Below are 24,909 nucleotides of genomic sequence, written 5' to 3' on the forward strand. Positions count from 1 at the left end.
CGGAAACCTCGGCAATTTCTCTGAGAATGCGATTTTTATCGGGCCCATTCGCGGCGGGGGGCCGGCAGCAGTTGCCTGAGCGCCCGGCCGTCGCGGTGGTGCGGACGCCGCTCGTGCGGGTAGCCGAGCGAGACCTCCTCGAAGCGCACCCCGTCGTGCCAGCTCGTGCCCGGGATGTGCAGGTGGCCGTAGACGACCGCGGCGGCGCGGAAGCGCAGGTGCCAGTCGGCCGTCTGCTCGGTGCCGCACCACTGCGCCAGCGCCTGGTGCCGCAGCACCCGGGTGGGGGCGCGCAGCAGCGGGAAGTGGTTGACCAGGACCGTGGGCAGGGCCGGGTCGAGCGCGTCCAGCCGCAGCTCGCTCTCGCGCACCCGGGCCCGGCACCACGCCTGCCTGCTGGGATAGGGCTCGGGATGCAGCAGGAACTCGTCCCTGCACACCACCCCCTGTTCGCGGGCCAGGCCGAGCGCCTGCTCCCGGGTGGTGCCGGGCGGGCGGAAGCTGTAGTCGTACAGCAGGAACAGCGGGACGACGGCCACCGGGCCGCCCTCCCCCGTCCAGACCGCGTACGGGTCCTCGGGCGTGAGCACGCCGAGACGCCGGCAGATCTGCACCAGGCGCCGGTAGCGCTCCTCGCCGCGCAGGCCGGGGTCGCCGGGCGTGGTCCACAGCTCGTGGTTGCCCGGGGCCCACACCACCTTGGCGAAGCGCTCGGCGAGCAGGCCGAGCGTGCGCTCGAAGGCGTCCAGCCGCTCGGCGACGTCCCCCGCCACCAGCAGCCAGTCGTCCTCGGTGCGCGGGCGCAGCTTCTCGACGGCCGCCCAGTTCTCGGGAAATCCGACGTGGAGGTCGCTGATCGCCAGTAATGCCGCACCGGAGGCGCTCACGCCGCGAGCGTATGCGCGCGAGAACGACCGGGAAGCGCACGGCGAGAAAAACAGGGGTCCCACAGGAGCGAATAGGGGGTGGCGGCGGAGCCTTTGTGGATAAGGGCGTGGGGGCGTCCGTTAGGGGTTGTTGCGGCGCACCGCGCATTCAATTCTGAGCATGCCGAAGAAAGCGGAAATTGCACGGCCGTGTTCCGGGGGTGAGGGTGATGGCCGATGTACGGGGGCAGGAATTCGCTGATTTCGCGCGGGAGGCCAGGCCCATGCTGCGCCGGGTGGCCTTCCGGCTCTCCGACGACTGGCACGAGGCCGACGACCTCGTCCAGCGCACCCTGCTGGCGCTGCACCGGCACTGGGACGGCCTCGACCGGCGCGACCGCGCCGAGGCGTACGCGCGGCAGATCATGCGGCGGCTGCTCATCAGCGACCGCAGGTCGCTGCGCTGGTCGCGGGAGGTGCTCAGCGGCGCGCCGCCCGACGCGGCCGCGGCGCTGGACCCCTACGACCTGGTGGGCGAGCGCATCGTGCTGATGGGCGCGCTGGCCAGGCTCGGGCCGCGGCAGCGGGCGACGATCTTCTTCCGGTTCTGGGAGGGGCGCAGCGCCGAGGACACGGCCCGGGTCATGGGCAACGAGTCCTCCACGGTCCGCAGCCAGACCGTCAGGGCGCTGAGCACCCTGCGGGCCGCGCTGGCGCGCACCGACCCCGCCGACCGTACCGACCGAAAGCCGACCTGAACGAGGGAGTACCCATGGGTCCACTGCTCTACGAGACGAGGGTGGAGACGCTGGAGGCGCTCGCGGACACCATCGTGCCCGGCCCCAAGCGCGGTCCGGACGACCGGGCGGTGGCGGGCATGAGCCCGACGGGCGGCGCGGTCGCGGCCGGCGCCGTCGAGCTGCTGGAATGGGACGCCACCGGCGTCACCGAGGGCCTGGACGACTACGCCCGCTCGCTGAACGAGCACGCCCGCGCCCACGCCGACCAGCACGGCATCGTGCTGGAGGAGGGCGTGCCGGCGTTCGTGGCCCTGCCGTTCGAGGAGCGCGGCGCGCTGGTGCGCACGCTGACCGCGCCCGGCCACCCGGAGAAGGCGCTGTGGGTGCTGCTGGTGCTGTTCTGCTACATGGCCTACGACTCCGCCGCCCACCTGCACACCGCCGACGCCATCAGGGCCGGGCATCCCGGCCTGACCGCCATGGGCATCGCCCCGCCGGACGCGGACGGGCTCTGGCGCTTCCCCGCCTACTCCTACGGCCGTCCCCTCGCCGACCTCCACCCGGACACGACAGCTTCAGGGAGCCCCGCATGAACGGCGTCGAACGCACCGACGTGCTGGTGATCGGCAGCGGCTTCGGCGGCGCGATCCCCGCCTACCACCTGGCCGCTGGCGGCGCCGACGTGGTCATGCTGGAGCGCGGCCCGTGGCTGGAGTCGGCCGACTACGAGCACGACTTCAAGCTGGGCTCGTCCTACACCCGCATCTTCGACTTCACCGTCGGCGACGGCATGAGCGTGCTGGGCGGCAACTGCGTGGGCGGCGGCAGCGTGGTCTACTTCGCGGCCATGCCACGCGCGCCGCGCTTCGTCTTCGAGCGCCGCGGCAGCATCAGGCGCCGCATGTGGCCGGCCGCGATCAGCCGCGACACCCTCGACCCCTGGTACGACCGGGTCGCCGAGTCGATCTCCATCACCCAGCAGGGCTGGGAGGACGTCTCCTACTCCGGCGGCCTGTGGGCGGCGGCCTGCCGGCACGCGGGCCGCACCGCCAACCCCGTGCCCGCGGCCGTGGACACCGGGGCCTGCGTCAACTGCAACTGGATGATGGCCGGCTGCCGGTTCGACGCCAAGCAGTCGCTGCTGGTCAACTACCTGCCGGCGGCGCTCGCCCACGGCGCGCGGATCCGGCCGCTGCACGAGGTGCAGAGCATCGAGCGCACGCCCGACGGCTCCTACCGGGTGCACTACAAGATCGTCCATGGCGAGGACTACCGTCTGACCGAGGGCGAGGGGACGATCGAGGCCAAGGTGGTGGTCCTCGCCGCCGGCGCCGCCGCCACGCCGGTCATCCTGCAGCGCAGCGAGGCCGCGCTCGGCGCGATGCCGCACGCCGTGGGCCGCTACTTCTCCGGCAACGGCGAACGGCTCAACACCGCCGTGCTGAACGAGGACCGCGTACGCGAGGTGCTGGGCCTGGAGCGCGGCGACGGCCTGGCGTACGCGGCCAACCAGATCGGCAAGGGCCCGACGGTGGCCAACTGGGACCGGCTGGACGGCTCGCTGCCCGAGTACACCCGCTACTCGCTGGAGCAGCTCTACTTCCCGCCCGGCCTGGGCACCATCCTCGCGCTGGCCGGCGGCACCGACCCGGCGTGGTTCGGGCTGCGCAAGAAGGAGATGCTGGAACGCTGGCGGTCCTGGCTGATCATCTTCCAAATGATCGAGGACGACAACGAGGGCGTCTTCGGGCCGCCGCCCGTGCGCGGCAACGCCGACCGGGTGTCCCAGCAGATGCTGGGCGTCGGCCGGCTGTCGTACAAGCCGACCGCGAACACCTCGGCCGCCTGGGCGATGGCCGACGCCGAGTGCAAGGAGATCCTGGAGCGCGACGGGCTGGCCACGGTGACGCCGTGGACGAACGACCTGGTCGGCGCGTACACGGTGCATCCGCTGGCCTCGTGCCGGATCGGCGACGACCCGTACACCTCGGCGCTGGACGACGGGCACGAGCTGCGCGGGCACCCGGGGATCTTCGTCACGGACGGCTCGGCCGTGCCGGGCGCGCTGACCGTCAACCCGGCGATGACCATCTCCGCGCTGGCCGAGCGGGCCGTGCCGGGGATCGTCAGGGCCGCGCGGGAGCGGGGCGTGCAGGTCTCCTACGGCGCGCCCGCCCCGGACGGCTCCACCGCCGGCCGCCGGGCCACCGCGTCGCTGGCCGCCGCCGCGCTGCGCGGTTAGGGCGCCGGCGATGGGACGGCTGCTCAGCCGGATGACGGCGCCCGGCGCGCTCGCCCAGGTGCGGCACGTCCGCCCGGTGCGGCCGGGCGCCGCCCGCGGCCTGGTGGCCCGGGTGTACGAGCAGGTCGAGCGGGACTTCGGCATGCTCGCGCCGCCGGTGGCCCTGCACTCCCCCGCGCCGCGCGCGCTGGCCGCGTGCTGGCTGGTCCTGCGCGAGTCGCTGCTGGCCGCCGGGGCGGCCGGGCGGGTGGCCGGGGAGCTGGTGGCGAGGGAGGTCTCGGCCGGCAACGCCTGCCCGTACTGCGTGGACGTGCACGGCGCGACCCTGCGCGCGCTGACCCCCGCCGATCCCGGGCTGCGGCCGCTGGCCACCTGGGCCAGGGCGAGCGCCGCCCCCGGGGCCGGCGGGCCGCCGGTGACGGGGGCGGCGGCCGTGGAGCTCGTGGCGGTCGCGGTGACCTTCCAGTACCTCAACCGCATGGTCAACGTGTTCCTCGGCGACTCGCCGCTGCCGCCGGAGCTGCCGGGCGCGGCGCGCGGGCCCGCGCTGCGGGTGTTCGGCGCGCTCATGCGGCCCGCCGCGCGGCGGCCCGCGACCCCCGGCGGCTCGCTGGGCCTGCTGCCCGGCGCGCCGCTGCCGGACGACCTGGCCTGGGCGGGCGGCGTCCCGCGGCTCGGGAAGGCGTTCGCCAGGGCCGCGGCGGCGATCGAGGAGGGCGGCGCGCGGCGGCTGCCCGTCCAGGTCCGCGAGCTGGTCGCCGAGCGGGTGTCCGGCTGGGACGGCGTCCCGCCCGGCCCCGGCAGCGGCTGGGCCGGGCAGGCCGCCGCCGCGCTGCCGCCCGCGCAACGTCCGGCCGCCCGGCTGGCGCTGCTGACCGCGCTGGCCTCCCACCAGGTGGACGCGCGCACGGTCGGCGAGTTCCGGGCCGCGACGACCGGCTCGGCCGCGCTCGCCGACGCCGCGCTCACCGACGCCGCGCTCGTCGAGGCGGCCTCCTGGGCTGCCATGACCGCCGCCCGCCGGACCGGCGTCTGGTCCGGGCTGCCCGCCACCCCGCTTCCGACCGCATCGACAGCCGACTGAAAGGAACGAGGACGTGACCGAGCTAGAGGTAGTGCTCGACGACCTGGCGGCCGACGGCGACCAGCTCGACGCGCTGGTGTCGGGCCTGGACGCCCAGCAGTGGAAGCTGCCCACCCCCGCGCCGGGCTGGACGATCGCCGACCAGATCGCCCACCTGGCCTTCATCTTCCGCCTGGCCACCGCCGCCGCCACCGACGCGGAGGCGTTCGCGGCCATGACGGCCGGCGCGGAGAAGAACTTCGACGGCGCGGTGAACGCCGCGCTCAAGGCGTTCGAGAACGACTCGCCGGACACGCTGCTGGCCAAGTGGCGGGCCGGGCGGTCGGAGGTGCACGCCGGTCTGGCCGCCGTGCCCGCGGGCGAGGTCGTGCCGTGGCTGGTCAACCCGCTGCCGCCGATCGTGCTGGCATGCGCGGGCATCATGGAGACCTTCGCCCACGGGCAGGACGTCGCCGACGCGCTGGGCGTGCGGCTGGAGCGCACGGACCGGCTGCGGCACCTGGTCGTCTTCGCGGTGCTCACCCGGGACTTCGGCTACCTGTCGCGCGGGCTGACCCCGCCGGCCGAGGAGTTCCGCTTCGAGATCACCGGCCCCTCCGGCGAGGTGTGGGCCTACGGCCCCGAGGACGCGACCCAGCGGGTCTCGGGCCCGGCCGAGGACTTCTGTCTGCTGGTGACCAGGCGGCGGCACCGCGCCGACGTGGCGGTCACGGCGACCGGCGCCGAGGCCGACCGCTGGCTGGACATCGCGCAGGCCTACCGCGGACCGGCGGGCGCCGGCCGGCGTCCCGGCCAGTTCGCCCGCGCCGGCGTCTGACCACCGGCGTCCGACAGGCGGCGTCCGAGAAGCGGCGTCTGACAGGCCGCCTCTGAGAAGCGGCGTCTGAGACGCCTTCCCGAACCGCGGGCGCGCCCGTCCGGAACTCCCCCAGTCCCGGGCGCGCCCGCTTCTCACGTCCCGACCTCCAGCGCGCGGCGGTCCACCTTGCCCGAGGCCGTCTGCGGCAGGCGCTCCACGAACGTGATGCGCCGGGGGAACTTCTGGGCCGCCAGCCGGGCCCGGACGAACGCCTTCAGCTCGGCCGCCTCGACCGCCGCCGAGGTCACCACGTACGCGTGCGGCCGGGTGAGGCCGCGCAACTGATACCCGACCACCGCGCACTCGACCACGGCCGGGTGCTCGCGCAGGCAGTTCTCGATCTCGGCCGGCGCCACCCAGGACCCGCCCACCTTCAGCAGGTCGTCGGCCCGTCCCCGGTAGCGGAAGTAGCCGTCGGCGTCCCTGGTGACCAGGTCGCCCGAGCGCACGGTCCGCCCGCCCACGAACGTGCTCGCGGTCCGCTCCGGGTCCTGCCAGTACTCCAGCGCGACGGCGTCGCCGGTGACCTCCAGCCGTCCGGTCTCGCCGTCGGGGACCTCCTGTCCCTCGGGGTCCACGACGCGGGCGCGGTAGCCGGGGACGACCTGGCCGAGCGTGCCGGGCCGGACCCGTCCCGGGCGGTTGGACAGGAAGATGTGGTACGCCTCGGAGGAGCCGAGCCCGTCCACCACCTCCACGCCGAAGGTGTCGCTCCAGCGGCGGTGCAGCTCCGGCGGCAGCGCCTCGCCCGCCGACGTGCACAGCCGCAGGCAGCTCAGGTCCTGCCGGCCGGCGTCGGGGTGGGCGAGCATGGCGCTCATCATCGTGGGCACGTTCACCAGGACCGTGGGCCGGTGCTCGGCGATCAGCTCGAAGATCGTCTCGGCCCGGCTGCGCTCGGGGAAGATCACGCCGGCCGCGCCGACGCCGAAGGGGAACAGGGCGGTCAGGTCGCGGGCGTAGCCGAAGAACAGTTTGGGCACGGGCAGCACCACGTCGTCCGGGCGCAGGGCCAGCACGCCGCGGGCGTAGGAGTCGAAGCTGACGTGCGGGCTCCTGGCGGGCAGCACGCAGGCGCGCGGCGCGCCGGTGCTGCCGGTGGTGAACTTCCACAGCGCCACGTCCCCGGCGGCGACCGGCACCGGGTCCAGGCGCGCCTCCTGCGCGCCGACCAGGGTGTCGAAGTGGTGCTCGCCGGGGCGCAGCAGGTGGCGCGGCACGCCGGTGACGAGCAGGCCGGTCAGCCCCGCCGCGCGCAGGCTCTCCAGCGCCGACGGCCCCGCCACCACCAGGCGCGGACGGGCGTAGCCGGCGAAGTAGCGGTAGTCCTTGGGCCGCAGGAACGTGTAGACCTCGGCGGTGACCGCGCCGATCTTCTGGGCGCCGTACCAGGTGGCGACCGACTCCACGCTGTCGTCGGCGGCGATGAGCACCCGGTCGCCGCGGCGTACGCCGAGCTCGCGCAGCGCGTTGCCGGCGCGGTCGGCCAGGGCGCGCAGCGTCGCGTAGTCGACGCGGCCCTGCCGGGTGACGAGCGCGGTCCTGGCGCCGTCGGCGCGGTCGAGGAATCGTGCGGCGATGTTGAAAGAGTCCATGACATGCCTTCTCGCTGCTCTGCTCGCGGGCTTGGTTCCGCCTTCCACGGTGCCGGGCGCGGGCCGTCCGCAGGGGGTCGGGAGGCGTCAGCAAGCTGGCGGTCGTGGCAGCTTGCTGACGGGTTTCTCCCGGATTGCGGGATGGCCGCCGCGGCGTTGACGGGCCCGCCGGGCCGCGCGTGTACTGGGGATGCGGCGGCCGCGACGGCCGTCGCGCTGCGGAGGAGAAGCGATGGCATCCACGCCCGCGGGCTCGTGGCCGGTGACGGAGACGACCGGTGAGGCGCCCGGTGACACGACCGGTGACATGACCGGTGACACGACCGGTGACATGACCGGTGAGACGGCGATCGGGACGGCCGCGCCGATGGCCGCGCCGATGGCCGACTGCCTCGGCGGCGCCGTCCATCTGGCCTGTGCCGAATCCCCGCAGGACGAGCTCGCCGTCATCGTCGCCGGGTTCGCCGGCTACGAGGCCCAGAGCCGGGCGCGCGCCCTGGCACGGCTCGCCGCCCTGCGCCGCCTGCGCCGCCTGCCCGGCGACGGCCCCCGGCCCGCGTGGACGGGTACGGAGCTTCGCCTGTCGGACTTCGTCGCCGACCCGCCCGCGAGCCTGCGGCGGCACGTGCCCGGCACCGGCCTGCTCAGCGGGCGGCGCTACCGGCTGCCCGTCGAGGTGGTGTGGACAGGCGGGCACGAATGCCTGGTCGAGCCGGTCACGAGCGGCGTGGTGGACAGCGGCGTGCCGGAGGCGATCGCCGAGGTGGTCGCCCACGACGTGGTGGCGCGCTGGTGGGCCGAGCCGCGCGAACCGCTGCTGCGGGTCTCCGGCTCGCTGGACCGCCTGCTGCCGCCCGGCGTGACGGCCGCGGCCTCGGGGCTGGGGCTGCGGATGTCGGCGTTCGTGTTGTCGGTGCCCGATCTCCGGGTCGCCCTGGTGACCGTCGGCGGCGAGGGCGCGACGCTGGCCGCGGCGGCCGGCCGTACCGTGAAGTCGGCCGTGTGCGAGGCGTTCCTGCGCGCGATGGCGGCCAGGGCGCAGCCGTGGAGCACGCTGGAGCTGCCCGACTGCCTGCGCCGGTTCGCGGTGTGGCAGCGGGAGGGCGACTACGCCGCCCATCTGGAGCGCCTGGCCGTCGACGCCGATCCGCGGCTGGTGGACGAGGTGAGCGGGCTGCGTCCGTCCGGCTGGCCGGAGATCGCCGCGCGCCGGTTCGGGCACGAGCCGGTCGCCGTGCGGGCCGGCGGCGAGGTCGTCAAGGTGTTGTGCCCGGGGGCCGCGTGCTACCGGGCCGCGTCCGGGGCCACCGTGCTGCCCTGTCCCGTGCCCTGACCTGAGCGGACACCGCAACCTGCGAGGAGCGCCGGCCGTCCGGATTCCGATAATGGAAGTGCAAGCTCCGGCCGCCGAACCCCCGGGAGGTGGGGCGTGGATCTGTCCGTCATTGGAGTCACCCCCGAAGCGGAGGCGGTCTACCGCTATTTCCTGCGCCATCGGGGCGAGAGCGTCGGCTCGGTGCCCGAGGCCCTGGACCTTGATCCCGAGACGGTGGAGTCGGCGGTGGAGACGCTCGAGCGGCTCGCCATGCTCGACCTGAACGACCGCCACCGGGTCACCGCGACCGAGCCGCGGATCGCCATCGAGCGCCTGGTCGAGCAGCGCCTGGAGGAGCTGAACGCGGAGATCCGCCGGGTGTTCGGCGCCCGCGACGCCATCTCCAGCTTCCTGGAGGACAAGCGGGAGGGCGACCGCTCCAACGCGGTGCTGGACATCGAGCGGGTGGAGAGCGGCGCGCGGGTCCGCCAGCGCCTGGACGACCTGGCCTTCTTCTCCTACAAGGAGACGCTCTGCCTGCACCCGGGCGGGCCGTTCAACGAGGTGATGATCGAGTCGGCGCTGCCGCTCGACACGCGCTCGCTGCGGCGCGGCCTGGCCCTGCGCGAGATCTTCCACCCCAAGGCGCTGGAGGACCAGCGCATGGTGTCGTACCTGCGCGAGCTGGCGCACCTGGGCGCCGAGATCCGCGTCACCGACCAGCCGATGGACCGCATGCTCATGTACGACCGCAGCGTGGCCGTCGTCCCGATCGATCCCAAGGCGCACTCCACGGGCGCGCTGCTGGTCCGCGAGCCGGGCCTGATCTCCCAGCTCGTCATCTACTTCGAGGGCCTGTGGAAGGCGGCCGTGCCGCTGGCCGACCACCTCGACCCGCCCGGCGAGGAGCCGACGCTGTCGAAGATGGAGCAGCGGGTGCTGGCGGTCATGGCCACGGCCGACAAGGACGAGATCGCCGCCAGGGAGCTGGACATCTCGGTGCGCACCTACCGCCGTTACGTCGCCGACCTGATGGCCAGGCTCGGCGCGGTCAACCGTTTCCAGGCCGCGCTGCGCGCCAAGGAGGAGAACTGGATCTGACGCGTTTCTTCCGTCGTTTCTCGCCGGACGGCATGACGAACCCCCGCGACCCGGTCGCGGGGGTTCTCTCGTGTTCGGACTTTGTCTATGGGCAGACCTCCTCGGGGAAATTCACGGTCAATTCCTTTCCGGTGTCGGGGCTTTTTACGGCCAGGTGTTGCCCTGCGGGGAGGGCAGCGGGGTGGGCAGCGGCCAGGTGTTGCCGTCAGTGCCGGCCGGCGCGGGCCAGGTGTTGCCGTCCGCCTGCAGCACCACCGTGTCGGCGGCAGCGGCGGCCTGCGCGGCGGTGGCGCCGACGGCCCAGAGGAGCATTCCGGAGACAATCGCGATAATCCACTGGGAAATCCTCTTGGCAACAATGCTGTTCGTCATTTCACTGCCTCTTTCTCGGCGGTTCGTGTCGCTGTTCCCTTGCACTTCCAACTTTGCGCCGCGGCGGGGGCGCGAACCAGGCTTCGGCGAGGCAGCAAGCTGCATCAGCGTTTCCGCTTCCTGCCACGTCCGGCGGGGTCAAGCACTGCAGGAGGTGACAGGAAACGGCCATCGCTCCTTAACTGGACGTACCGGAAGAGTCCGAGGAGGAAACGATGACCATCTCCCCCGAGGTCCTCCAGGAAGCCCCGCCGTCGGCCATGGACCGTCTGCGCGAGGAGCTCGCCGGCGCGCGCGAGGACATCGCGCGCGGCCGCCCGCAGGCCGTGGAGCGGCAGCACGCGCTGGGCAAGCGCACCGCGCGCGAACGGCTCGACCTGCTGCTGGACGAGGGCTCGTTCCTGGAGATCGAGATGTTCCGGCGGCACCGGGCCCAGGGGCTCGGCATGGAGGCCCAGCGGCCGCACACCGACGGGGTCGTGGCCGGATCGGGAACCATCGACGGCCGCCGCGTCTTCGTCTACGCGCAGGACTTCACCGTCTTCGGCGGCTCGCTCGGCGAGGCGCACGCCCAGAAGATCCACAAGGTGATGGACCTGGCGCTGTCCAGCGGGTCGCCGTTCATCGGGCTCAACGACAGCGGCGGGGCCCGGATCCAGGAGGGCGTGCTGTCGCTCAACGGCTACGGCGGCATCTTCCAGCGCAACGTGCAGGCGTCGGGGGTGATCCCGCAGATCGCCGTCGTGCTCGGCCCGTGCGCGGGCGGGGCGGCGTACTCGACGGCGCTGGCCGACTTCACGTTCATGGTGCGCGACACCGCCCAGCTCTACCTGACCGGCCCGGACGTGGTCGAGGCGGTCACCGGCGAGCGCATCACGCACGCCGAGCTGGGCGGCGCGCAGGTGCACGCCAGCCGGTCCGGGCTGGCCACGTTCGTGCACGACGACGAGGAGAGCTGCCTGGCCGCCGTGCGCGACCTGGTCTCGATGTTGCCGAGCAACAACATGAGCCGCCCGCCGGCGCTGCCCGCGCGGGCCGCGGCCGGCGACGCCCGGCCCCGGCTGGCCGAGATCGTGCCGGTGGAGCCGAACAAGCCGTACGACATGCGGCTGGTGATCGCCGAGGTGGTGGACGACGGCGACTTCCTCGAACTGCACCAGAGCTGGGCGCCCAACGTGATCTGCGCGCTGGCCCGGATCGACGGCCAGGTGGTCGGCGTGGTGGGCAACCAGCCGACCGTGCTGGCCGGCGTGCTGGACGTGTCGGCCGCGGAGAAGGCGGCCAGGTTCGTCAGGTTCTGCGACGCCTTCTCCATCCCCCTGGTCACGCTCGTGGACGTGCCCGGCTTCCTGCCCGGCAAGGAGCAGGAGCACGCGGGCGTCATCCGGCACGGCGCCAAGCTGCTGTACGCCTACTGCGAGGCGACCGTGCCGCGCGTCCAGGTCATCGTCAGGAAGGCCTACGGCGGGGCGTACATCGTGATGGACTCCCGGTCGATCGGCACCGACCTGTCACTGGCCTGGCCGACCAACGAGATCGCGGTGATGGGCGCCGAGGGGGCGGTCAACATCATCCACCGCAAGGAGCTGGCCGCGGCGGCCGACCCCGCCGCCCGGCGGGCTGAGCTGCTGGAGCAGTACACCCGCGAGCTGGTCCATCCGGCGTACACGGCCGAGCGCGGCCTGGTCGACGCCGTGATCGACCCGGTGGAGACGAGGTCGGCGGTGGCGCGCGGGCTGGCCATGCTGCGCGACAAGCGCAAGCACGTGGCGCCACGCAAACACGGCAACCTTCCCCTGTAGGGCTTCCCGTCAGTTCCCCTGGTCGGCGCAGGGGACGGCCGCGGCCGTCCGGGCGCGCTGCCCGGGGAGCCTGAGCGCGGCCAGGACGCCCGTCAGCATGACGGCGCCCAGGACGAGGACCGCCGCGCGCATCCCCTGGGCGGAGGCGTCGCGCAGGGCCTGCCCGGCCAGCCCTTCGATGCCCTGGTTGGCGACGGCCACCAGGACCGCCAGGCCCGCCGCGGTGCCCACCTGCAGCGCGGTCGAGGCCACCCCGGAGGCCAGGCCCTGTTCGTCCGCCGGGACGCCGGTGCCGGCCGCGATCCACATGGCCTCGTACGTGATGCCCATGCCGAGGCCGATGACGACGACCCCCGGCAGGACGGTGAGGAGGGACCCGTCCCCCTGCAAGCCGGGGGCCAGGAGCACGGCGCCTGCGGCGTTGACGAGGATGCCGGCGATCAGCGTGCCGCGGGTGCCGAGCCGGTGGACCAGCCGCTCGCTGAGGAAGTTGCCGGCCGTGATCGACAGGGTGGGGGCGAGGAACGCCAGGCCGGTCTCCAGGGCGTCGAAGCCGAGGACGTCCTGGAGGTACAGGGTCAGGAAGTACGGCACGGCCTGCATCGTCAGGCCGAACAGGAGGATGACCACGACCGCGCCGCTGAGCGCGCGGTTGCCGAACAGCCGCAGCGGCATCAGCGGCGTCCGGCCGCGGGCCTGGAGGCGCAGGAACACCGCCACCAGCACCACCGCGAGCACGGCCGCCGCGACCACCTCGGCCCGCGCCCAGCCCGCCTCCGAGCCGTGCGCGACCGCGAAGATCAGCAGCGTGATGCCGGCGGTGCCGGTCAGCGTCCCGGGCACGTCCACGCTGCCCCGGGTGGCGCGGCCGTCGGGGGGCAGCAGGGCGAAGGCGGCGGCGACGCCCACGGCGGTCAGCGGCACGTTGACGTAGAACACGGCCTGCCAGCCCAGGGCCTGGGTGAGCACCCCGCCGGCCAGCGCGCCCGCCGTGAGCCCGCCGGCGCCCGCCATGGCCCAGACGGTCAGCGCGCGGTTGCGCTCCCTGCCCTCGGCGAAGGCGGTGTTGACCAGGGCCAGCACCGCGGGGAACAACACCGCGCCGGCCAGGCCCTGGACGGCGCGCGCGGCGAGCAGCACCCCCGGCGCCGTGGCCAGGCCGCCCAGCACGGAGGCCACGCCGTACAGCGCCATGCCGAGCACGAACATCCGCCGGCGTCCGGCCAGGTCGGACAGGCGCCCGCCGAACAGCAGGAAGCCTCCGTACAGAACGGCGTACGCGGTGACCACCCATTGCAGGGTGTGCGCGGTGAAGCCGACGTCGGACGCGATGTCCGGCAGTGCCACGTAGATGATGGTGAAGTCGAGACTGATGATCAGATGCCCCAGCGCGAGCAGCGCGAGGGTCCATCCCGGCCGCCGGATGCGGTCCGGGGAGCGGGTGATGGACATGGATGTGCCTTTCGTCCGTACGGGGTCCGGTGGCCTGTCATGGCTGCACCCGAACCGGCGGACATTTGTTGGCACACCCCCTGAGGGCACTCGGGTGGGCGGCGCCCGGGCTCGGGCCGTCCGGTCCGGTCATCGCCCCTCCCCAGGTGCTCCGCGCCGTCTCCGGGACGACTATGCCGTCCGCCGCGGCCCGCGGGATCGGCCGTCCGGTCACCGTGAGCCGGGACCTTCGACCTAGGACCAGGGACCAGGGGCCGGGCGGGCCCGGTGACAGCATGCGGCGGCGGCCTGCAGCTTCCTGACGTCCCCATCCCTGGATCGCACCCTTCCCGGATCCCACAGTGGAGGTACGAGAGACAGACCTCCGGCAGACGAGATGGAGATGAGACCCCATGTTCGCCCCTTCACGCCGCACGGCGACGAGGAAGCCATGCTGATCCAGGTGACGATGCGCCAGGTGCGCGGGATGCCGATCCTCGGCTCCCCGATCGACGGGATCCGCATCATGGCGCTCCTGCCGGGCCACTGGCACAAGGACCTCACCCAGGCCGGCGGGGACATCGTCATCCGGATGCGCGTGGACGAGCCCCTGACCAGCGCGCAGGTGCGCGCCGAGGTGACGCAGACCCTCGCCAACCCCGAGGTGGACCGGTGGGAGCTGGTGGCCTGCCGCGTCCTGTCCCACAGCAGCACAGCCGCAAGGGAGGAAGACCAGTGATCGCATCCGTGGTGGCGCCAGGAGAGTGCCAGGTCTGGTGGGCCGGCCCGCGCGACCATCCGGAGGGGACCCTGCTGTCGGTGCTCAGCGAGCCCGAGCTCGAACGGGCCGCGCGGTTCCGCCGCGAGCCCGACCGCAGGCGCTTCCTGACCGGCTCCTGGCTGCTGCGCACCGCGAGCGCCGTGCAGCTCGGCGTCCGTCCCGAGGACGTCGTGGTGGAGCGGTCGTGCCCCGACTGCACCCGGTACCACGGCAAGCCGCAGGTCCGGGCGCCCGGCTTCCCGCTGCACGTGTCGGTCTCGCACTCCGAGGACCGGGTCGCGGTGGCCGTGACGACCGAGGGGCCGCTCGGGGTGGACGTGGAGGCCGTGCCCGCCGACCCGGTGGACGACCTGGCCCGCTGCGCGCTCACCGAGGCCGAGCTGGCCGTCCTGGAGGCGTTCCCCCAGGAGGACAGGTACGAGGCGTTCGCGAAGGTCTGGGTGCGCAAGGAGGCGGCGCTCAAGGCCACCGGGCACGGCCTGCGGGTGCCTCCGACGGAGGTGGCGGTCAGCGGGCCGGCCGACGACCCGGCCCTGCTGAGCTGGCCGCTGGACATCCCGCCGGAGAGCCTGCGGTTCCGCGTCCTGTCGCCGGGCCGCGGCTACGTCGCCGCGGTCGCGGTGATCACCGGCCGCCCGATCGAGGCGGTGGAGTTCCACCTGTCCGCCGCGCGGGCAGACTTCGCACGGGGCCCCCTGCCGGGGCCGCTGGCCGGCGTCGCGTGAGAAGGAGGACGATCCAGATGCGAAGGACCTTCCTCCTCCTGCCGGGCTCCTGGTCGGGCGCGTGGATCTGGGAGCCCGTCGTCCGGCGGCTGCGCCTGCTCGGGCACGACGCCCGCGCCGTCACCCTGCGCGGCCTGTCCGGGCCGCGCGACGACGTCGCCGGCGTCGGTCTCCAGACGCACGTGGACGAGGTGCTGACCCTGCTGAAGAACGAGGGGCTGCGCGACGTCGTGCTCGTCGGGCACAGCTACTCGGGGCTGGTGGCCGGTCAGGTCGCCGACCGGGCGCCGGGCCGCGTCGCCCACACCGTCTACGTCGAGGCGTTCCTGCCGCACGACGGCCGTTCGATGCTGCACGCCTTCCCCGACCGGCAGCGGGAGCAGGAGCTGCGCCTGATCGAGTCGGGCGGGGGCCGCTGGCCCGCCCCCGACCACACCCTGGTGGCCGAGGGACAGGGCCTCACGGCGGCGCAGGCGCGCTGGCTGGCCGCCCGGTTCGTCGGCCACCCCGGCCGCGCCGTGGCCGAGGCCGCCGTGCTCAGCACGCCGCTGGAGCGGCAGCGGGCCAGCTACGTGGTGTGCGACCTGGACCACTTCCAGGGCAGCCTGTCGCCCGACGTGTCCGCGCTGCGCGCGGCGCCGTCCTGGGACTTCCACACCCTGGACACCGGCTGCTGGCCGATGGTCTCAGCGCCCGGCCCGCTCAGCGCTCTGCTGTCCGACGCCGTCGCCGGCCGCCACTGAGCGGCCGGCGGCCTCCGGGCCCGGTGCCGGCCCGGGCCGCGAGGACGCGGGAAGCAGCCGCCGCAGCGAACCGGCGTGCAGGAACCACAGCAGGCCCAGCGCCACGGCCAGGAGCAGGGCGCTGAAGACCCACTCGTTCGACCCGCCCGGCCCGTAGACGCGGCCGCCGGAGCCGATGTCCACCGCGCGGACCGGCTGCCCGGCCCGGTGGGTGTAGCGGTCGCTGCCGTACATCTCGACGCCCGTCCGGCCGGTGGCGCCGTCGTCGGAGCGGAAGTCGCCCGTCCAGACGCAGGACTCGTGCCCCGGATGCGTGATGCACGCCAGCGTGCGCGGCACGAACACCCCGGGCACGCCGTCGGCGCGGGCGGCGCGGACGACCGTGCCGAGGTTCGGCACGGTCAGGAACAGCAGGAAACCCGCCACCAGGCTGAGCGCGAAGGAGAAGGCCGGGGAGACCCCGCGGCGCCCGGAGCGCGCCATCACGCGGGCGACACCGCGCAGGCGCAGCGCATGTCGGCCCGCTCGGCCGGACGGGGGCTGCGGTGCAGGAGCATGGCCACCACCATGGGCACGAAGACCAGCCCGTTGTAGAACAGGTGCAGCTCCATGCGCGGGACGAGGAGCTGGATGATGCTCGTCGGCACCGGACGGCCCGCCAGGTTGTTGCCGGTGAGCGCCTGCAGGAGCAGCAGCAGGTGCTCCAGGTGGTGCCAGACCTGGATGCCCAGGGAGATGTTCCACCACGTACGGGACCTGCCGGTGAAGCCGGAGCGCAGCATCAGCAGGCCGATGAGCATCAGCAGCGCGTAGCCGTAGTGCATCCACTCGGAGCTGACCAGCCAGGGAAAGGGCATGCCGAGGACGCCGCGCGCCTCCTTCAGCGGCCAGCCCAGCACGTAGACCTGGATGGCCTGGGCGACGTGCTCGGCCCAGTGGGCGAGCACGACGACGAGGTAGAGGGTGAGGGCGGGCTTGTGGTAGCGGGTGTTGAGCGCGCTCAACAGGCCGCCGGACGTCGACACCGTGTGGGTGGCCATGCGGGGAACCTCGGCTTCCGGGATCGTCGGTCACGCGTCGTCCCGGCACGGCGAGGTCGCCGGCGAACGGTCTTCGGTCCCCTTCGGTTACGCCTGCTCCGGGAGATCGCGAGTTCAGTGTCCGCTGCGATCCCGCGCCTGACAACTCACAAATTGCGCGGCAGTCCGGCGAGCAGTTGCTTGGTCGTCAGGGTGACGCCGCAGCGGCCGGCGACGTAGCCGAGCGCCTGCCGGTGGTCGGCTGCGGTGAGATCGGCGACGGCGTCGGCCACCACGTACGGCTGGATGTCGTGGGTGAAGGCGTCGAGCGCGGTGGTCAGGACGCCGATGTGGGCGTAGACGCCGGCGATGAGGAGCTGGTCGCGTCCCGACTCGCGCAGCCACCACAGCAGGGTGGTCTCGTGGAAGGCGCTGTAGCGCCGCCGGGTGAAGACCCAGTCGCCCGGTCCCGGCGCCATCGGCTCGGGAAAGCCGCGCCGGGCGGGCTCCAGCCGGTCGCTGCGCCGCCAGAAGTCCTTGGCCAGCCCCTGCTGCTCGCCGGTCAGCAGGCCCGGCTGGGCCGCGTAGGCGACGGGCACGCCGAGGCGCGCGCACAGCTCGCGCAGCGCCGTCACGTTGCGCACCAGGTCGGTGAGCGGCGCCTCGCCGGGCGGGAAGAGGTCGAGGCAGGCGTGCTGCAGGTCGACCAGCAGCAGGACGGCCCGGCGCGGGTCGGGCGTCCAGGTGACCGCGGCGGGCGGCAGCTCGGCGGCGTCCGGCATCGGGTAGGGCTCGATCTCTGAAACGACCGGCACGGCGACCTCCGAATTTCTCGCAGCTTTTTGAGGCTGTTTCCATGATGTGCCGCCACGGCGTCCCTCGAAATGCGGAACGGCGGCAGGAAGCTGACTTCCCGCCGCCGTTTCCAGCCATTTTCTTTTTTCCGGAGTGTGTACCGGGCCCATGGTCAGAGCCCGGCCGCCGCCCGCAGTTCCTCCGTCCGGTTCACCCGCTCCCAGGTGAACTCGTCGCGGCCGAAATGCCCGTAGGCGGAGGTGCCCGCGTAGATGGGACGCAGCAGGTCCAGGTCCCGGATGATCGCGGCCGGGCGCAGGTCGAACACCTCGCGCACGGCGTCGTGGACGCGCTCCCTGGGCACCCGTTCGGTGCCGAAGCACTCCACGAACAGGCCCACCGGCCGCGCCTTGCCGATCGCGTACGCCACCTGGACCTCGCACCGCCCGGCCAGCCCCGCGGCCACCACGTTCTTGGCCACCCAGCGCATGGCGTAGGCGCCCGACCGGTCCACCTTGGAGGGGTCCTTGCCGGAGAACGCGCCGCCGCCGTGCCGGGCCATGCCGCCGTACGTGTCTATGATGATCTTGCGTCCGGTCAGGCCCGCGTCGCCCATCGGGCCGCCGACCTCGAACCGGCCCGTCGGGTTGACCAGCAGCCGGTGGCCCGTGGTGTCGATCCCCGCCTCGGCCAGCACCGGCTCGACGACCTCGCGCGTGACGTCGGGGGTCAGCATGTCGGCCAGGTCGACGTGGGCGGCGTGCTGGGTGGACAGCACGACGGTGTCCAGGCGGACCGGCCGGTCGCCCTCGTACTCGACGGTGACCTGCGTCTTGCCGTCCGGCCGCAGGTACGGCACCGTCCCGGACCTGCGAACCTCCGCCAGCCGCCGGGCCAGCCGGTGGGCCAGCATGATCGGCAACGGCATCAGCTCGGGCGTCTCCTCGCACGCGTAGCCGAACATGAGGCCCTGGTCGCCGGCGCCCTGCCGGTCCAGCTCGTCGGCGGCGGCCGCGCCGCGGTGCTCGTAGGCGTCGTCCACGCCGCGGGCGATGTCGGGCGACTGGGTGCCGATCGACACCGACACGCCGCAGGAGGCGCCGTCGAAGCCCTTCTGGGAGGCGTCGTAGCCGATCTGCAGGATCGTCTCCCTGACCAGGCCGGGGATGTCCACGTACGTCTGCGTGGTGACCTCGCCCGCGACGTGCACCATGCCCGTGGTGATCAGCGTCTCGACCGCGACCCGGCTGCCGGGGTCCTTGGCCAGCAGGGCGTCCAGGATGCCGTCGCTGATCCGGTCGGCGATCTTGTCGGGGTGGCCTTCGGTGACCGATTCTGAGGTGAACAAACGACGTGACACCGGGGCCTCCTAGTAGGGCAGCCGGCGCCCGGCGGGCGTGCGCAGGTCGAGTGCGGTCACGGGGGTACGCGGTTTCTTCGGCCTCGGCACGCGAATCACTTTGGGCATGGAATTGCTCCACATCTCGGCGGCGGGAAAACTCGAATTTCCCGGACACAGATCATCCAAGATTTCGCGTCGAGCATTCTTCTCCGATGACCTGCGCGACGGAGGTTCGCTTCCGAGAATAACCACGGCCCGGCGTGGCGGGTTCTTTCCCTGTGCGGCGTCGGGACCGGTCGGGCAATCCAGGAGATGCCCCGGACGCGGCGGGAGGCCACGATGCTCCTGATGCCCGGACGGCTCTTCCCGCCGGGCGGATCACCTACGCCGGGTCCCGGCCGCACCGGCGACGAAAGGCTGATCATGAACGGAATCGGCGCGGAGATCGGGATCATCGGCGGGAGCGGGTTCTCCTCGGTCGCCGACGGAGCCCGGGAGGTCGCGCTCACCACCCCGTACGGCGAGCCGTCGGCGCCGCTCTCGCTGATCCGGGTGCGCGGCCGCACGGTCGCCTTCCTGCCCCGGCACGGGCGCGACCACCGCCGGCCGCCGCACCGGATCAACTACCGGGCCAACCTGTGGGCGCTGCACTCGGTGGGCGTGCGCCAGATCATCGCGCCGTGCGCGGTCGGCTCGCTCCGGCCCGAGCTGGGGCCGGGCGTGGTGGTGGTGCCCGACCAGCTCGTGGACCGGACCTGCGGACGCGTCCGGACGTACTTCGACGACGCGGCGGTGCACGTGCCGTTCGCCGACCCGTTCTGCCCGGTGGGCCGCGAGACGGTGCTCGACGCCGCGGCGGCGACCGGCCAGGACTGCGTGGACGGCGGGACGACGGTGGTGGTCGAGGGCCCGCGCCTGGCCAGCCGCGCCGAGGCGCAGTGGTACGCCGCGCAGGGGTGGTCGCTGCTCGACATGACGGCCTGCCCGGAGGCGGCGCTCGCCCGCGAGCTGGCCCTGTGCTACGTGCCCGTCGCGCTGGTGACGGACCTGGACGCCGGGCTCGGCGTGGGCTCCGGCGCGCGGCGCGACGAGCTGTTCACGATCTTCCACGAGGGGCTGGACCGGCTGCGGGCGCTGGTGCTGGCGACCGTGGCCCGGCTGCCCCGCACCCGTACGTGCGGCTGCGCGCGTGCCCTGGAGGACGCCGCCCTCCCCGCCGACGCCGACCACCTCGGCCCGCTCCCCGCCTGAATCCTTCTTGGACCACGCGGAAACCCGGGCCCCCGCGGGAACCCGGGTGTGATCGCGGGGGCTACACCGCCATCGGCACGTGCGCGTCCAGGGCGACGCGTTCGACCAGCGCCTCCAGGTTCGGGTCCGCGTCGAAGACGTCGCCGACGTCGATGGCGATGCCCAGCTCCTCCTTGATCCGCCCGACCAGCCGCGCCGCGGCCGCGAACTCCCCTTCCAGGTCGGAGAACGTCGCCGCCTCCAGCCCCTCGGGCACGTCGAGCACCTCGTTCCAGATGTCGCCGACCTTCTCGCGAAGCTCGGCGAGGCTGAGTCCGCCGGTCATGGGCCGTCCCTCCTCAAGGTCTGCTGGTGATTGTCGCAACGGCGCCGCGGCGGCTACATCTCCGAGGATGCCCTGGCCCTGACCTGGCCGAGCAGCGCGTCGAGCGTCCCGTCGCACAGCAGGACGGCCGGTTCGACGGCCACCCCGAGCCGGTCCTCGATCCGGGCGGCCATCCGCAGCGCGGCGAGCGCCGTGCCGCCGAGCTCGCCGAAGGTGGCGCCGGCCTCGTCCGGGCCGACGCCGAGCACGGTGTTCCAGATGTCGGTGACGTGCCTGTCGACGTCCGCCGGGTCCACGTCGCGCGTCCTCCCGTGAGGCTCTCCTTGGGGGGACCATAAGCCGCGGGGGCGGCGGGCGCTTGTCCTCACGTGCGCACTCGGGGCCGTTCGCCCGTGCGGGCCCGTCGGTCGCGCGGCGGGGTCAGGACGCCGCCCGTTCCGCCTCCCGCGTGCGCGACAGCGCCCGGACGATGCGCGCGTGCCCCTCGTTCCCCCTGGCCAGCACCTCGGCCACCGGGCCGTCGTCGGCGGCGCGCAGGGCGGCGGCGACGCGGCTCAGGTCGCGGGTCAGCTCGTCCAGCAGGTCGGCCACCGGGGTCGCGTTGTGCGCCAGGATGTCCCGCCACATGCCGGCGGGGCTGCCGGCCACCCGCGTCACGTCCCGCAACGCCCCGGCGGCCAGCGACAACCCGCCCGCATCCCGGTCCACCTCCCAGCCCGTCTCCGTCTCCGCGCCCGTCTCCGCGCCCGTCTCCGCGCCCGTCTCCGCGCCCGTCTCCGCGCCCGTCTCCGCGCCCGTCTCCGCGCCCGTCCCCTCGCCCGGGGGCGGTTCGGCGGGCCCGTCCTGGGCGCCGGTCGCGAACCGGGCGGCGAGCGCGGCCGACAGGACCAGCGGCAGGTGCGACACCGCCGCGGCGGCCCGGTCGTGGGCGTCCGGCGCGAGCAGCCGCACCTCGGCCCCGCACGCGGTCGCCAGCGCCGCCACCGTGCGCAGCGCGCGCGGCGACAGCGCCGGATGGGGGCACAACGCCCACGTCCTGCCCTCGAACAGGCCCGCCCGCGCGGCCCCCGGCCCCGACACCTCCCGCCCGGCCATCGGATGGCCGGGCACGTAGCAGGACAGGTCGCAACCGCCGCGCTCGACCTCGGCGAGGATCCGCGTCTTGGCGCTGGCCACGTCCGTGTAGACCCTCCCCAGCCCGCGGGCCTGCGCCTCCCGCAGGACGGCGGCCACCGACGAGGGCGGCGTGGCGATCACGACGACGTCGGCCGGACCGGCCCCGGCCCGCAGCGCGGTGCCCGCGCCCATCCGCGCGGCCTGCGCCAGCGCCCACGGATCGTGGTCGGCCAGCTCGACCCGGACGCCCGCCCGCCGCAGCGCGCACGCCACGGACGTGCCGATCAACCCACAGCCGATCACCACGACACGGCGGATTGGGGACATGGCCGAACCTCGCTTCCCTCGGACGTCACTCCCCCATGGTCGCGGCGCGAGGCACCCGGCGGCGGTACGCGGCCCGTCTTCTTGCTGCCGCCCCGCGGCACGTTCCTGCCAGCGCAACCCCAGGTCAACCCCCTGGACGCGCTCCTACGATCACGACATGTCCTACCAAGACCTGCTGTCCCGACCGGTACGCCCGCCCGACCGCGTGCTCCGCTACGGCGACCGCCACCCCGACCAGGTGATCGACGTCTACGACGGCGCCGGCCGCCCGCCCCTCGTCCTGCTGCACGGCGGCTACTGGATGGCCGAGTACGACCGGCGGCACGCCCGTCCCATGGCCGTCGCCCTGGCCGCGCTCGGTCACACGGTGTGGGTGCCCGAGTACCGCAGGGTGGGCCAGGAGGGCGGCGGCCACCCGGGCACGTTCGACGACGTGGCCGCCGCGCTCGACCTCGTAGGAGCGCACTGCCCGTCCGGGGTGCTGCTGGTGGGCCATTCGGCGGGCGGTCACCTCGCGCTCTGGTCGGCGCTGCGGCACCGGCTGCCGCCCGGCTCCCGCTGGCACGCCGAACCGGCGGTCCGCGGCGTGGTGGGGCTGGCCGCCGTCGGCGACCTGGGCGAGGCGTTCACGGCGGGGCTCGGCGGCGGCGCGGCCCGCGCCCTGCTCCACGACCGCGCCGACCTGCTGGACGAGGTGGATCCGGCGCGCCTGCTGCCCTACGACCGGGGCCCGCTGGTGCTGGTGCACGGGGTCAGGGACCGCGTGCTGCCGGTGTCGATGAGCCGCCGGACGGCGGCGGCCGAGCCGTCGGCGGTGCTGATCGAGCCGTCGGACGCCGGCCACTTCAGCCTGATCGACCCCCAGTCGAGCACCTGGCCCCTGATCACCGCCGCCATAGAGGCCGCGGCGGGTCGCAACGCGATTCGGGCGTGAGCCCGCCGACGACCCGGGCGAGCAGCATGGTCAGGACGGTTCGGACATGAGCGCCCCGACGACCCGGGCGAGCAGGGCGGTCAGGACGGTTCGGGCATGAGCGCGCCGACCACCCGGGCGAGCAGGGCGGCCCATTCCTCGTCGCCGACGGCGTGCAGGTCGGGCGTGACCAGGGCGCTGCCCATGGACAGCAGCAGGCAGAAGTGGGCCAGCGCGGCCGGCGACAGCGCCGGGTCCAGCTCGCCCCGGTCCTGGGCGAGGCGGGCCAGCGCGGCCATCGACCCGGCGCGCTCGCCGACGTAGTCGCGCATGGGCCGGGCGACGTCCTCGTCCCGGCGGGCCGCGACGAGCGCCTCGACGATGAGGTAGCCGCGGGCGTCGCGCCGCTGCGGCAGCCAGCGTCCGATCTCCAGCAGCAGGTCGGGGACGGGCCGGTCGGGGTCGGCGGCGAACAGGTCGGCCAGCCCCCGCCGCCCGTGCGCGCGCAGCGCCGCCACCAGCAGCTCGGCCTTGGAGCCGAAGTGCGCGTACAGCGCGCCGTTGCTCACCCCGGCGGCGGCGGCGATGTCGGCGACGCGGGTGCCGTCGTAGCCGCGTTCGGCGAACGCCTCCGCGGCGGCGCGCAACAACCGTTCACGAGTCTCGGCGGCGGTGACGCCGGCGATTCGGCCCATGGCAGCATTAAACAGCCCGCCCACCCGGGACGTGACCATCGACCGGATCCCCCGCCCGCGCCGGTCAGTCGTCGAGGGCCTGGTAGAGCGTGGTCCAGAAGTCGTTGATGAGCCGCATCGAGTCCGGGGTGGACATCCCGACCTGGGTGAGCAGGATCCCGGTGAGCCGCCTGGCCGGGTCGGCGTAGGCGGTGGTGCCGGTCCCGCCGTCCCAGCCGAACTGGCCGACGGAGGCGTAGTCGCCGCGGCGGGTGCGCACCGCCATCCCGAAGCCCCAGCCGCCCTGGAGCCCCTGGCCGGCGGACACATGGACGATGTTCCCGTACATGGCGTCCCGGGCGGCCTGTTGCGCCGGGGTGAGGCGGTTGGTGGTCATCAGCTCGACCGCGGGCCTGGACAGGATGCGTTCGCCGTCGTGGACGCCGTGGTTCAGCAGCATCCGGAAGTAGGCGTGGTAGTCGTCCACGGTGGAGACCAGCCCGCCGCCGGCGCCCTGGAACGCCGGGGGCCGGGCGGTTCTGCCGCCCTCCGCCTCGTCCCACACCAGGAACTCCCCGGTCGCCGGGTCGGGCCCGTACAGGGGCGGCAGCCGGTCGATCTTCGCGGCGGGCACGTGGAAGGCGGTGTCCTTCATCCCCAGCGGGTCCAGGACGCGTTCGCGCAGGAACGCCTCCAGGGACCGGCCGGCGACCCTGGCGACGAGCACGCCGACCACCTCGTTGCTGAGGTCGTACTGCCACCGCTCCCCCGGCTGGTACGACAGCGGCAGCTCGCCGAGGCGGCGCATCCACTCGTCCGGCTCCGGCGCCGGCCCGGACGCCACGCTGTAGTCGGTCCGCTCGAAGGTGGCGGCCCTGATCGGGGAGTCCAGCAGCGTGAAGTCCATGCCGAGGCCGAACGTGGAGGTCAGCAGGTCCCGTACGGTGATCGGCCGGAGCGCCGGCACGGTGTCCTCCAGCGGGCCGTCGGGACGCCGCAGCACCCGCCGGTCGGCCAGTTCGGGCAGCCACGGATCGACCGGGTCGTCCAGCCGCAGCCGGCACTCGTCCAGCAGGACCATCGCCGCCGCCATCGTGACCGGCTTGGACGTGGACGCCATCCGGAAGATCGTGTCCCGGCTCATCGGCGCGCCGCCGTCGTGGCGCATGGTCCCGATCGCCTCGACGTGCGTCTCCTCGCCCCGGCTGACCAGGGCGACCAGCCCGGGAATCCGCTTGGACTCCACGTGCCGGGTCAGCACCTCGCGCAGCCGGCGCAGCCCTGCTCCGGAGAAGCCGTTGTCGTTCTCGATCGTCATGATCCCTCTTTCGGTGGTGGTCGTCGTCCGCCACGGCTCGAAGGCGGTGATGGACGGGCCACCGGCGCCTTCGAGGTGGCCGTGCGACGAGCCTGAACCCTGACCCAAGGTCAAGGTCAACCCCGCCATGGCCGTGCGCGCTACTCTCGGCCCTGTGAATGCCCGCACCCCGT

General features: G+C 73.8%; 26 protein-coding genes. 13 read left to right on the plus strand and 13 right to left on the minus strand.

Annotated elements, in window-relative coordinates; all coding sequences use genetic code 11:
- Positions 1-35 precede the first annotated feature (35 nt).
- Entirely contained in the window at positions 36-887 is an 852-nt protein-coding gene (locus tag ACFYUV_RS29975; RefSeq protein ID WP_387673787.1) for a metallophosphoesterase family protein, read from the minus strand.
- Between the two features lie 209 nt (positions 888-1,096).
- On the opposite strand from ACFYUV_RS29975, the gene ACFYUV_RS29980 reads away from it, so the two are divergent.
- Genes ACFYUV_RS29980 through ACFYUV_RS30000 form a run of 5 tightly spaced genes read left to right on the plus strand, consistent with a single transcriptional unit; the run spans position 1,097 to position 5,749 of the window.
- Positions 1,097-1,624: a sigma-70 family RNA polymerase sigma factor gene (locus tag ACFYUV_RS29980; RefSeq protein ID WP_357982041.1), complete on the plus strand. Its 528-nt coding sequence runs from the start codon at positions 1,097-1,099 to the stop codon at positions 1,622-1,624.
- Positions 1,625-1,638: 14 nt separating this feature from the next.
- Positions 1,639-2,199: a DUF5987 family protein gene (locus ACFYUV_RS29985; RefSeq protein WP_352330936.1), complete on the plus strand. Its 561-nt coding sequence runs from the start codon at positions 1,639-1,641 to the stop codon at positions 2,197-2,199.
- Entirely contained in the window at positions 2,196-3,848 is a 1,653-nt protein-coding gene (locus ACFYUV_RS29990; protein ID WP_387673790.1) for a GMC family oxidoreductase N-terminal domain-containing protein, read from the plus strand. The genes ACFYUV_RS29985 and ACFYUV_RS29990 overlap by 4 nt, the downstream gene beginning before the upstream one ends.
- A gap of 10 nt (positions 3,849-3,858) precedes the next feature.
- Positions 3,859-4,932: a carboxymuconolactone decarboxylase family protein gene (locus ACFYUV_RS29995; RefSeq protein ID WP_387673793.1), complete on the plus strand. Its 1,074-nt coding sequence runs from the start codon at positions 3,859-3,861 to the stop codon at positions 4,930-4,932.
- A gap of 13 nt (positions 4,933-4,945) precedes the next feature.
- Positions 4,946-5,749 carry a TIGR03084 family metal-binding protein gene (locus ACFYUV_RS30000; RefSeq protein ID WP_352354815.1) on the plus strand — a complete coding sequence of 268 codons (804 nt, stop codon included), beginning with the start codon at positions 4,946-4,948 and terminating at the stop codon, positions 5,747-5,749.
- Between the two features lie 134 nt (positions 5,750-5,883).
- Here the strand turns inward: ACFYUV_RS30000 and ACFYUV_RS30005 are convergent, their stop codons facing one another.
- Positions 5,884-7,386 (minus strand): benzoate-CoA ligase family protein, encoded by a 1,503-nt coding sequence (locus ACFYUV_RS30005; RefSeq protein ID WP_387673796.1) that lies wholly within the window; start codon positions 7,384-7,386, stop codon positions 5,884-5,886.
- Between the two features lie 232 nt (positions 7,387-7,618).
- Here ACFYUV_RS30005 and ACFYUV_RS30010 point away from each other — a divergent pair, with 232 nt between their 5' ends.
- Positions 7,619-8,719, plus strand: coding sequence for a hypothetical protein (locus tag ACFYUV_RS30010; protein WP_387673799.1), 1,101 nt, complete (start codon positions 7,619-7,621; stop codon positions 8,717-8,719).
- A gap of 96 nt (positions 8,720-8,815) precedes the next feature.
- A complete protein-coding gene (locus ACFYUV_RS30015; protein ID WP_387673801.1) occupies positions 8,816-9,802 on the plus strand; it encodes a LuxR C-terminal-related transcriptional regulator in 987 nt (328 codons plus the stop codon).
- 144 nt (positions 9,803-9,946) lie between these two features.
- On the opposite strand, the gene ACFYUV_RS30020 is transcribed toward ACFYUV_RS30015, so the two are convergent.
- A complete protein-coding gene (locus ACFYUV_RS30020; RefSeq protein WP_387673803.1) occupies positions 9,947-10,114 on the minus strand; it encodes a hypothetical protein in 168 nt (55 codons plus the stop codon).
- Positions 10,115-10,389: 275 nt separating this feature from the next.
- Here ACFYUV_RS30020 and ACFYUV_RS30025 point away from each other — a divergent pair, with 275 nt between their 5' ends.
- Positions 10,390-11,976: an acyl-CoA carboxylase subunit beta gene (locus ACFYUV_RS30025; protein WP_387673805.1), complete on the plus strand. Its 1,587-nt coding sequence runs from the start codon at positions 10,390-10,392 to the stop codon at positions 11,974-11,976.
- Positions 11,977-11,985: 9 nt separating this feature from the next.
- On the opposite strand, the gene ACFYUV_RS30030 is transcribed toward ACFYUV_RS30025, so the two are convergent.
- On the minus strand, positions 11,986-13,428 hold the full coding sequence (locus ACFYUV_RS30030; RefSeq protein ID WP_387673807.1) for an MFS transporter: 1,443 nt from the start codon (positions 13,426-13,428) through the stop codon (positions 11,986-11,988).
- 382 nt (positions 13,429-13,810) lie between these two features.
- On the opposite strand from ACFYUV_RS30030, the gene ACFYUV_RS30035 reads away from it, so the two are divergent.
- From ACFYUV_RS30035 to ACFYUV_RS30045, 3 genes are read left to right on the plus strand one after another with little or no spacing between them, the layout of a single operon-like run.
- Positions 13,811-14,146, plus strand: a complete 336-nt coding sequence (locus ACFYUV_RS30035) for a hypothetical protein (protein WP_357982071.1) — start codon at positions 13,811-13,813, stop codon at positions 14,144-14,146.
- Entirely contained in the window at positions 14,143-14,913 is a 771-nt protein-coding gene (locus ACFYUV_RS30040; RefSeq protein WP_387673809.1) for a 4'-phosphopantetheinyl transferase family protein, read from the plus strand. Before ACFYUV_RS30035 ends, ACFYUV_RS30040 begins: the two co-directional genes overlap by 4 nt.
- Before the next feature lie 17 nt (positions 14,914-14,930).
- The gene (locus ACFYUV_RS30045) at positions 14,931-15,656 is read left to right on the plus strand and encodes an alpha/beta hydrolase (RefSeq protein WP_358295100.1); all 726 of its coding nucleotides are present in this window, start codon (positions 14,931-14,933) and stop codon (positions 15,654-15,656) included.
- On the opposite strand, the gene ACFYUV_RS30050 is transcribed toward ACFYUV_RS30045, so the two are convergent.
- From ACFYUV_RS30050 to metK, 4 genes are all read right to left on the minus strand, one after another.
- Complete coding sequence (locus ACFYUV_RS30050) at positions 15,600-16,142, minus strand: hypothetical protein (protein WP_387673812.1); 543 nt, start codon at positions 16,140-16,142, stop codon at positions 15,600-15,602. The genes ACFYUV_RS30045 and ACFYUV_RS30050 overlap by 57 nt on opposite strands.
- The gene (locus ACFYUV_RS30055) at positions 16,139-16,696 is read right to left on the minus strand and encodes a hypothetical protein (RefSeq protein ID WP_364338561.1); all 558 of its coding nucleotides are present in this window, start codon (positions 16,694-16,696) and stop codon (positions 16,139-16,141) included. The genes ACFYUV_RS30050 and ACFYUV_RS30055 overlap by 4 nt, the downstream gene beginning before the upstream one ends.
- A gap of 146 nt (positions 16,697-16,842) precedes the next feature.
- Complete coding sequence (locus ACFYUV_RS30060; RefSeq protein WP_387673815.1) at positions 16,843-17,490, minus strand: isochorismatase family protein; 648 nt, start codon at positions 17,488-17,490, stop codon at positions 16,843-16,845.
- A gap of 152 nt (positions 17,491-17,642) precedes the next feature.
- Positions 17,643-18,830, minus strand: coding sequence for a methionine adenosyltransferase (gene metK, locus ACFYUV_RS30065; protein ID WP_387673818.1), 1,188 nt, complete (start codon positions 18,828-18,830; stop codon positions 17,643-17,645).
- A 330-nt stretch (positions 18,831-19,160) separates the two neighbouring features.
- On the opposite strand from metK, the gene ACFYUV_RS30070 reads away from it, so the two are divergent.
- Positions 19,161-20,063, plus strand: coding sequence for an S-methyl-5'-thioadenosine phosphorylase (locus ACFYUV_RS30070; RefSeq protein ID WP_387673821.1), 903 nt, complete (start codon positions 19,161-19,163; stop codon positions 20,061-20,063).
- Positions 20,064-20,124: 61 nt separating this feature from the next.
- Here ACFYUV_RS30070 and ACFYUV_RS30075 read toward each other — a convergent pair whose 3' ends face one another.
- The 3 genes from ACFYUV_RS30075 to ACFYUV_RS30085 all read right to left on the minus strand — a co-directional run bounded on the left by ACFYUV_RS30075 (position 20,125) and on the right by ACFYUV_RS30085 (position 21,831).
- On the minus strand, positions 20,125-20,388 hold the full coding sequence (locus ACFYUV_RS30075; protein WP_352354843.1) for a phosphopantetheine-binding protein: 264 nt from the start codon (positions 20,386-20,388) through the stop codon (positions 20,125-20,127).
- Positions 20,389-20,441: 53 nt separating this feature from the next.
- A complete protein-coding gene (locus ACFYUV_RS30080; protein ID WP_352354845.1) occupies positions 20,442-20,684 on the minus strand; it encodes a phosphopantetheine-binding protein in 243 nt (80 codons plus the stop codon).
- Between the two features lie 124 nt (positions 20,685-20,808).
- Positions 20,809-21,831, minus strand: coding sequence for a prephenate dehydrogenase/arogenate dehydrogenase family protein (locus ACFYUV_RS30085; protein ID WP_387673824.1), 1,023 nt, complete (start codon positions 21,829-21,831; stop codon positions 20,809-20,811).
- 157 nt (positions 21,832-21,988) lie between these two features.
- Between ACFYUV_RS30085 and ACFYUV_RS30090 the strand changes: the two genes are divergently transcribed.
- Entirely contained in the window at positions 21,989-22,765 is a 777-nt protein-coding gene (locus ACFYUV_RS30090; protein WP_387673827.1) for an alpha/beta hydrolase family protein, read from the plus strand.
- Positions 22,766-22,845: 80 nt separating this feature from the next.
- Here ACFYUV_RS30090 and ACFYUV_RS30095 read toward each other — a convergent pair whose 3' ends face one another.
- Both ACFYUV_RS30095 and ACFYUV_RS30100 read right to left on the minus strand, forming a co-directional pair.
- A complete protein-coding gene (locus ACFYUV_RS30095; RefSeq protein ID WP_387673830.1) occupies positions 22,846-23,439 on the minus strand; it encodes a TetR/AcrR family transcriptional regulator in 594 nt (197 codons plus the stop codon).
- Between the two features lie 64 nt (positions 23,440-23,503).
- Positions 23,504-24,736: a serine hydrolase domain-containing protein gene (locus ACFYUV_RS30100; protein ID WP_387673833.1), complete on the minus strand. Its 1,233-nt coding sequence runs from the start codon at positions 24,734-24,736 to the stop codon at positions 23,504-23,506.
- Positions 24,737-24,909 lie beyond the last annotated feature (173 nt).

The sequence above is a fragment of the Nonomuraea sp. NPDC003560 genome (assembly GCF_042878785.1).
Classification (GTDB): Bacteria; Actinomycetota; Actinomycetes; order Streptosporangiales; family Streptosporangiaceae; genus Nonomuraea.